Origin of the sequence: Kitasatospora sp. NPDC057738 (assembly GCF_042798815.1) — a bacterium.
GTDB lineage: Bacteria > Actinomycetota > Actinomycetes > Streptomycetales > Streptomycetaceae > Kitasatospora > Kitasatospora lactacystinica.
The window spans coordinates 83,503-90,802 of sequence record NZ_JBHVJT010000001.1; the positions used below are offsets into that span (position 1 = coordinate 83,503).

General features: G+C 74.8%; 9 protein-coding genes. 4 read left to right on the forward strand and 5 right to left on the reverse strand.

Features of this window, described 5'->3' with window-relative positions:
* Positions 1–19: 19 nt before the first annotated feature.
* Positions 20–691: an SRPBCC family protein gene (locus tag ACFVGO_RS00300; RefSeq protein WP_380630427.1), complete on the reverse strand. Its 672-nt coding sequence runs from the start codon at positions 689–691 to the stop codon at positions 20–22.
* 38 nt (positions 692–729) lie between these two features.
* Here ACFVGO_RS00300 and ACFVGO_RS00305 point away from each other — a divergent pair, with 38 nt between their 5' ends.
* The gene (locus ACFVGO_RS00305; protein WP_359898478.1) at positions 730–912 is read left to right on the forward strand and encodes a hypothetical protein; all 183 of its coding nucleotides are present in this window, start codon (positions 730–732) and stop codon (positions 910–912) included.
* Positions 913–983: 71 nt separating this feature from the next.
* A complete protein-coding gene (locus tag ACFVGO_RS00310; protein WP_359898477.1) occupies positions 984–1,904 on the forward strand; it encodes a LysR family transcriptional regulator in 921 nt (306 codons plus the stop codon).
* An 18-nt stretch (positions 1,905–1,922) separates the two neighbouring features.
* Here the strand turns inward: ACFVGO_RS00310 and ACFVGO_RS00315 are convergent, their stop codons facing one another.
* From ACFVGO_RS00315 to ACFVGO_RS00325, 3 genes are all read right to left on the reverse strand, one after another.
* Positions 1,923–2,306: a hypothetical protein gene (locus ACFVGO_RS00315; protein WP_380630428.1), complete on the reverse strand. Its 384-nt coding sequence runs from the start codon at positions 2,304–2,306 to the stop codon at positions 1,923–1,925.
* Positions 2,307–2,413: 107 nt separating this feature from the next.
* Positions 2,414–3,184, reverse strand: a complete 771-nt coding sequence (locus ACFVGO_RS00320) for a GNAT family N-acetyltransferase (protein ID WP_380630429.1) — start codon at positions 3,182–3,184, stop codon at positions 2,414–2,416.
* A 54-nt stretch (positions 3,185–3,238) separates the two neighbouring features.
* Positions 3,239–4,021: a crotonase/enoyl-CoA hydratase family protein gene (locus tag ACFVGO_RS00325; protein WP_359898474.1), complete on the reverse strand. Its 783-nt coding sequence runs from the start codon at positions 4,019–4,021 to the stop codon at positions 3,239–3,241.
* A 156-nt stretch (positions 4,022–4,177) separates the two neighbouring features.
* On the opposite strand from ACFVGO_RS00325, the gene ACFVGO_RS00330 reads away from it, so the two are divergent.
* Positions 4,178–5,512 (forward strand): PLP-dependent aminotransferase family protein, encoded by a 1,335-nt coding sequence (locus ACFVGO_RS00330; RefSeq protein ID WP_380630430.1) that lies wholly within the window; start codon positions 4,178–4,180, stop codon positions 5,510–5,512.
* Between the two features lie 69 nt (positions 5,513–5,581).
* Here ACFVGO_RS00330 and ACFVGO_RS00335 read toward each other — a convergent pair whose 3' ends face one another.
* On the reverse strand, positions 5,582–6,553 hold the full coding sequence (locus ACFVGO_RS00335; protein ID WP_380630431.1) for a helix-turn-helix transcriptional regulator: 972 nt from the start codon (positions 6,551–6,553) through the stop codon (positions 5,582–5,584).
* Between the two features lie 99 nt (positions 6,554–6,652).
* Between ACFVGO_RS00335 and ACFVGO_RS00340 the strand changes: the two genes are divergently transcribed.
* Positions 6,653–7,189 carry a DinB family protein gene (locus ACFVGO_RS00340; protein ID WP_380630432.1) on the forward strand — a complete coding sequence of 179 codons (537 nt, stop codon included), beginning with the start codon at positions 6,653–6,655 and terminating at the stop codon, positions 7,187–7,189.
* Positions 7,190–7,300: the final 111 nt, after the last annotated feature.

A 7,300-nucleotide genomic window follows, 5' to 3' on the forward strand; every position in this document is an offset into this window, starting at 1 on the left:
GTAGAACATAACCGGTGGCCTAGCCCGGCCACTGTTCCTTTCCCCTGTTTGGGTGGGCTTTTCCCGCCCGGGGGTGTGGGGACCAGTGTTGGGACAGGGCCCGGTCCCTCTGGGGGGGCCGGCCCCGGTCCCCCTGCTCGGCCAGCGCCTTGATGCCTTCGAGGGTGGCCGTCATGCCGGTGCGCAGCTCGTTCAGCCGGAAGTCGACGATCTTCTCCTCCAGTTCCGGCTTGGCGTCGATGACCAGGCTGGCGCCACTGCGGCCGGGGCCGATCACCACCGACTGGCGCAGCCGGGTGCCGTCGCCCTCGGGGGTCAACTCGAAGCGCCACCGGGCCAGTGCCCCGCCGAGGTCGGACACCGGCTCCCCGTAGCGGCCGTCCGCGTCCATCACCCCCCAGGCGAAGACCCGGCGGCCGTCGGGCCCGGCCGGCCCCGTTCCGCCGGCCGGCCCGGTCAGCTCCGTCACCTCGGAGACCGTCCGCCAGTCGGGCATGCCCGCACGGGTGTTGTGCCCCTCGAAGCGGGCGCCCGGCGCAGGGCCGTCCGCTCCGTCCAGCCAGGCGACGCGGTGGAGTTCCGGACTGAGCCGGGCGGGCAGGCCGATGTCCGTCACCAGCTCCCACACCCGCTCCACCGGCGCCCCGACGAACACCTCGCACCGCGTACCCGGACCATCGGCGTACCGCATGCCCGTTCCCCCTCCCGTCGTACGTCACCGCGCACATCGTGAACGCGCGCACCGTGACCGTGCGCATCACCATGAACGGCAACCTGACCATCGATGTGCACACCGGCGCGCACATCGCCTTGCGCGGATGCGGGTCGACACCCGCCCGTGCCCCCGCCACGGCGTCCGGAACGCCGGCGAGGACAGCGGGCGGGTTGCCGCCCTGGGCCCTGGATCGATGATCGATCCCGCGGAACATCCAAGTCAATCCGCCGATTTACTGGGGCACCCCCAAGCGATACCTTGGGTCCCCGTGACCATCGACGACCTCCGCGTCTTCGCCGCGGTCTGCCGGGCCGGCTCGCTCAGCGCCGTCGCCCGCGACCTGAACCGCACCCAGTCCGCCGTCAGCCAGCACGTGAAGCGGCTCGAACGGGAGGTCGGCCTCGCCCTGATCGAGCGCCACCCGCGCGGGGTCGTCCCGACCAGGGCGGGGAGCCTGCTGCGCGCGGCGGTCGGCACCGGGCTCGGCAGCATCGACCAGGCGCTGCACCGGATCGCCGAACTCGCGCGCGGCGAGGGCGGATCCGTACGGATCACCACCGGGGCCACCAGCATCCGGCACTTCATGTCCGCGGCCGTGGTGGACTTCCGGCGGCGCTTTCCCCAGGTCAGTCTGGAGTTCCAGACGGAGGTCTCCAGTCGCAGCTGCCTGGAGTCGCTCAACGCCGGCCGGGCCGACCTCGCCTGGATCACCCTCGGCGTCCCGGCCCGGGGCATCGACCAGCGGCCGGTGGTCGACCTGCCCTGGGTGCTCGCGGTCGCGGCGGGCGACCCGCTCGCCGGCCGGGCCCGGATCTCGCCCGCCGACCTCCAGGACACCCGGCTGATCGGGCTGCCGCAGAACTCCGTCTCCCGCTCCCAGGTCGAGGCCTGGCTCGGCAAGTCGGGTGTCCGGCCGGTCTTCGACACCAGCGTCGCGGACTGGGACACCGCGATCCTGCTCGCCGAACTCGGCCTCGGCCACGCCGTCGTCCCCGCGCTCCCGCAGTGGCAGGGTCCCGGCCACCCCGGCCTGCGGCTGCTCCCGCTGCCCGACCTGCCCGCCCTCACCGCGGGCTGGGCCGTCCGGGACTGGGAGAACCTCGGCCCGCTCGCCCGCGCCTTCGCGGACACCGTCGCCGCCCACTGCGGCCGCGGAACCCCGCCGGCCGTCGGACCGGGGAGGGACTGACCCGGCGACCGGCCGCCGCTACCCCTCGTCCTGCCGGGCGGTCCAGTCCCCTGCCGACAGGACGCCTCCGTCCGGCATCCACGCCCTGTCCCGGGAGGTCGCCGTCCGCAGCGGGGCGAAGTCTTCCGGCAGGACGTCCAGCAGGCTGCGCACGCGGTCCCCGCCCCGCACGGCGAGCGCCGCCTCGCAGCGCAACTGCCTCGGCAGCTCCGGCCGGTGGGTCAGCCCGTGCCACAGCGCCGGCCGCAGCCAGTGCCGTCCCTGCGGATCCGCATGGGCCCGCACCCACGCCCGGCCCAACCGCTGGGAGAGGCCGAGCCCTTCCGCCCGTTCCTGCAGCCTCAGGAGGGTGGGTGTGTCGATCACCTTGACCTCGCCGGGGAGGTCCTCGTACCGGTCCATGGCTCCATGATGCCCGGCGCCGCCGTACGGGGCGCCGGGCGAGTGCCGCACGAAACTCCGTGGCCGCAGAAGCTCCGTGGCCGTAGAAGCTCCGTGGCCGCAGCGGCTCAGCGGCCGTAGAAGGAGTGGCCGCGCCCGATCTCCGCGAAACCCCGGCGGCCGTACCACGCGCGCGGCCAGTCCACCGCGTCCGCGAGCAGGAACAGCCGGGGGATGCCGGCTTCGGCCGCCAGCGCCAGGCCGGTCGCCAGCAGGGTGTCGCCGTGCCCCGCGCCGCGGTGCCGCGAGCCGGTCACCAGGTCCTCCAACTGGGCGAGCCCGGCGGACGGTTCAAGATAGAGGTCGCTCCAGGCCGCGACCTCGCCGGTCGGCGTCCGCGCGGCCAGGAAGTGCACCCGCCCGGCACCGCGCAGCCGGGCGGCGCGGCGGTCGGTGAGCTGCCGGGCGAGCTCCTCGTCCTCGATCCACTCCCGCTGCTGACGCAGCACCGCCTCCCGCACCTCGTCCAACTCCACGGGGTGCGCGGCCGGTTCGGGATGCGTGCAGCCGTCCGTCGAGCGGGTGAGGATCACCTCGACCTGCCGCTCCCACCCCGCTGCCGCCAGTACCGGGGCCGCTCGCCCGCCCGACTCCTGGTCCAGCACGGTGACGCGGTACCGGTCGTGCGGCCCCAGCCACCGGGCGGCCAGCCCGGGCAGCGCCGCCGGGTCGGTTCCCGGCCCCTCGACGATCAGTTGGTTGTGCTCCTCGGAGCGTCCGTACTCGGCGTTCCGGACAGCGAACACTCCGGGAAACTCCGGTAGTTCGATGACCTCCTGCGCCTGGCGGCGGGCGAAGGCGGCACGGAAGGCGGTCACGCGGGCGAGGAGATCCGACATTCCGTCATGATCGGCCCTCGACCGCCACCGGACAACGGATTTCCCGCACCCGCCTCAGGAGGCCGCGCCGGAGGACGAGCGGTCCAGGAAGCGCCGGATGCCGTCCCGGACGCCGTCGGTCGGCACGGTCGCCGCGAAGGCCGCCGCCTCCACCGCGAGCCCCTCGTCGATCGGCAGGTTGATGCCCCGGGTCACGGCCCGCAGGCAGGCGGCCACGGCGGTCGGCGCGTGCCGGACGATCCGCTCGGCCAAGTGCCGTGCGGTGTCCATCAGTTCACCGGCCGGGACGACCGAGTTGACCAGGCCGATCTCGGCGGCGCGGGCGGCCGGGATCGGGTCGCCGGTGAGGATCAGCTCCAGGCCGCGCTTGCGGCCGACGTGCCGCGGCAGCCGCTGCGATCCGCCGAAGGGCGGCGGGAAGCCGAGCGAGATCTCGGGCTTGGCGAAGCTCGCGTGCGCGGCCGCGACGGCCAGCGGGGCCGCCTCGGTGATCTCGCAACCACCGCCGTAGGCCAGGCCGTTGACGGCCACGACGACCGGCTTGGGGAACTCCTCGATCCGCCGGGTGAGGGTGTGCCCGCGCCGGACGAACTCGCGCAGCGCCCGCTCGGGCCCGCCGGCGACGCTGGCCGCCAGGGACGGGATGTCGGCCCCCGCGCTGAACGCCCGCTCGCCGGCGCCGGTGAGGATCACGGCGCGGACGGTGTCGTCGGCGTCGATCCGGTCGAGTTCGGCGAGCAGCGCGTCGATCGTCGGGTAGTCGAGGGCGTTGAGCTTCTCCTCCCGGTCGATGGTGAGGGTGACGAGGTGCCGGTCCCGCTCGCTGCGGATGGTCATGGGCGCGTGCTCCGTTCCTGGCCTCGCTGCTGGATGTGACGAGGCTAGGAACTCCCGGCCAGGACAATCCACTTATTGTCCTGGATACACTCGGGCACCCACCCGTGCGCACCCGTGCACGCCCGTGCCTCCACTCCCGGGAACGGCAGGTGACCCGTGCGACCGCCCTCCTACAAGGCCATCGTCGACGAGTACGCGACCGCCATCCGCTCCGGCGCGCTCCCGGCCGGCGCACGGTTGCCGACCCACCGCACCCTCGCCCGCGAACGGCGGATCGCCCTCGCCACCGCCACCCGGGTCTACGCCGAACTGGCCGCCGCCGGACTGGTGGTGGGCGAGCAGGGCCGCGGCACCTTCGTCCGGCTGCGCGCCGGCTACGACGGCCTCGAACCCTCCCGCGCCCTCCCGGTGCCCCGGGTGGCCGACCTCTCCTTCAACCAGCCGCTCACCCCCGGGCAGGGCGACCGGCTGCGGCAGGCCCTGCGCGCGCTCGCCTCCTCCGGCGACGCCGAAGCCCTGCTGCGCCAGCATCCGCCGGGCGGCCACCGGCACGACCGGGCCGCGGTGGCCACCCATCTGCTGGACCGCGGGATCGACACCGCACCCGGGAACGTCCTGCTCACCAGCGGGGCGCAGCAGGCCCTGGACTGCGTCCTGCGGACGCTCACCCGCCCCGGCGACGTCCTCGCCGTGGACGCCCTCGGCTACCCGGGCATCAAGCTGCTCGCCACCGCCCACGGGCTGGACCTGGCGCCCGTCCCGGTCACCGCCGCGGGCCCGGACCTCGACGCGCTCGACCGGCTCTGCCGCGCCCGGCCGGTGCGGGCGGTGTACACCCAGCCGACCGTCCACAACCCGCTCGGCTGGGTGCTCGGCCCGGAACAGCGCGAGCGCCTCGTCCGGCTCGCCGCCGACCACGGCTTCACCCTGATCGAGGACGGCACCTACGCCTTCCTGGAGGCCGCGCCGCCGCCACCCCTGCACGCCCTCGCCCCCGAGCGCACCTGCTATCTGGCCGGTCTCTCCAAGAGCGTGGCACCGGGCCTGCGGTTCGGCTTCGCCGTCCTGCCCGGCCACCTGCTCCGGGCCGCCACCACCGCCCTGCGCACGGCGGCCTGGGGTGCCCCGGGCCTGATCACCGCCCTCGCCACCGGCTGGCTCGCCGACGGTACGGTCGCCCGCCTGGAACGGGAACGCCGCGCGGACGCCGCCGCCCGCCAGGCCGTCGCCCGCACCGCCCTGGCCGGCCTGACCACCACCGCGCACCCCACCTCCTACATCCTCTGGCTCACCCTCGAAGCCCATCAGCGCCCCGACCACGCGGCCGCCGCCCTGGCCGCCGAGGGCATCCTGGTCTCCACCGCCGACGCCTTCGCCACCACTCCCCACCACCCCAACGCCCTGCGCCTGGCCCTCGCCACACCTCCGCTCCCCGTCCTCCCCACCGCCCTCACCCGCCTCCGCACCACCCTCGACGCCATCGCCCCCTGACCGACTCCCCCCGCCCCCACCACGCCGCACCACGAGCCGACGTGCCCGACGTCCCGCTCCCGCTTCTCCCTACTCCGCGCCCTCGACCGACCCGCGGGCGAAGCGGGCGCTCCACTCGGCGAGCAGGCTCCGCAGCGCGTCCGGGGCGAGCACCCGGAACTCGGCGCCGAGCGAGCCCAGGGCCATGGCGGGCCAGTCGAGCGAGTCGGCGGTCATCCGCAGCCGGCAGCGGTCCGGGGTGACGGGTTCCACGGTGGCCCAGCGGCCGACCCTGGCCCGGACGTGCTCCGCCGGCGACTCGATCAGGGCCTCCACCACGTGCGGCCTGGGTATGCCGTTGAGGCCCGCGCGGACGAACTCGGCCGCGTCCGCGGCCGGGAGGGTGCGCGGGGCGAAGCGGGCGCCGCTGCCGGAGGGGGCGGTGAGCCGGTCGAGGCGGAAGGTGCGCCAGTCGGCCCGGTCGAGGTCGTACGCGACCAGGTACCAGCGGCGGTTCAGGCAGACCAGCCGGTGCGGTTCGACGTGCCGTTGCGTGCCGCGCCCGTCGGCGGCCGTGTAGGAGAACCGCACCCGCTCGTCGTCCCGGCAGGCGAGCGCCACCACCGTCAGGATGTCCGGGTCGACGCCCGCGCCCGGCGGCGTCCCCCAGTCCACCGGGACGGTCACCGCGCGCAGCGCCTCCACCCGCCGTCGCAGCCGGGCGGGCATCACCTGGACGACCTTCGCCAGCACCCGCACCGAGGCCTCGGCGACCCCCTCCACCGGGCTCTCGGCCGCCGCCTGCAGCCCGACCGCGAGGGCCACCGCCTCCTCGTCGTCGATCACCAGCGGCGGCAGCGCCGCGCCCGCCGCCAGCTGGTAGCCGCCGTCGACGCCGCGCTGCGCCTCGACGGGGTAGCCGAGTTCGCGCAGCCGGTCGATGTCGCGGCGCAGGGTGCGGACGGAGACGCCGAGCCGGACGGCCAGTTCGTCACCCGGCCAGTACCGGTGGGTCTGGAGCAGGGAGAGCAGTCGAAGCGTCCGGGTGCTGGTGTTCGCCATGCGTCGATTCTCCCCGGGATTCAGGACAGGAAGTGGCCGCAATGGTCCGTAGCGTTGTTCTTGTCCGAGGGAGCAGGACCCGAACGAAAGGCCTTGACGATGACCACGACCACCACCGCCCAGAACCTGACCGGCGAGCGCGCCGACCTCCTGGCGGCCCTGGAGCAGCAGCGGCACTTCCTGCGCTTCACCACCCGCGACCTCACCGACGAGCAGGCCGGCCTGCGGACCTGTGCGAGCGAGCTCTGTCTGGGCGGCCTGATCAAGCACGTGACCAGCGTCGAGCGGCTCTGGGCGGAGTTCATCGTGCAGGGCCCGTCCGCGATGCCCGACTTCACCAAGTGGACGGAGGAGGACCTCGCCCGCCGCGCGGACGAGTTCCGGATGCTGCCCGGCGAGACGCTGGCCGGCGTCCTCGCGGACTACGCCGAGGTGGCCGGCCGCACCGACGAGCTGGTGGCGGTCCTCCCCGACCTGGACGCCACCCAGCCGCTGCCGAAGGCCCCCTGGTTCGAGGGGGACGCCCGGTGGTCGGCCCGCCGGGTGCTGCTGCACGTCGCCAACGAGACCGCCCAGCACGCCGGTCACGCCGACATCATCCGGGAGTCGCTGGACGGTGCGAAGAGCATGGGCTGAGCCCGGCCCGCGGCACGGGGGGGGGGGGGGCGGGGGGAGCCAAAACCCACAAAAAACCACACCCCCCCCCCAACCCCCCCCCCACAACGAACCAACACCCCCCCCCCCCCC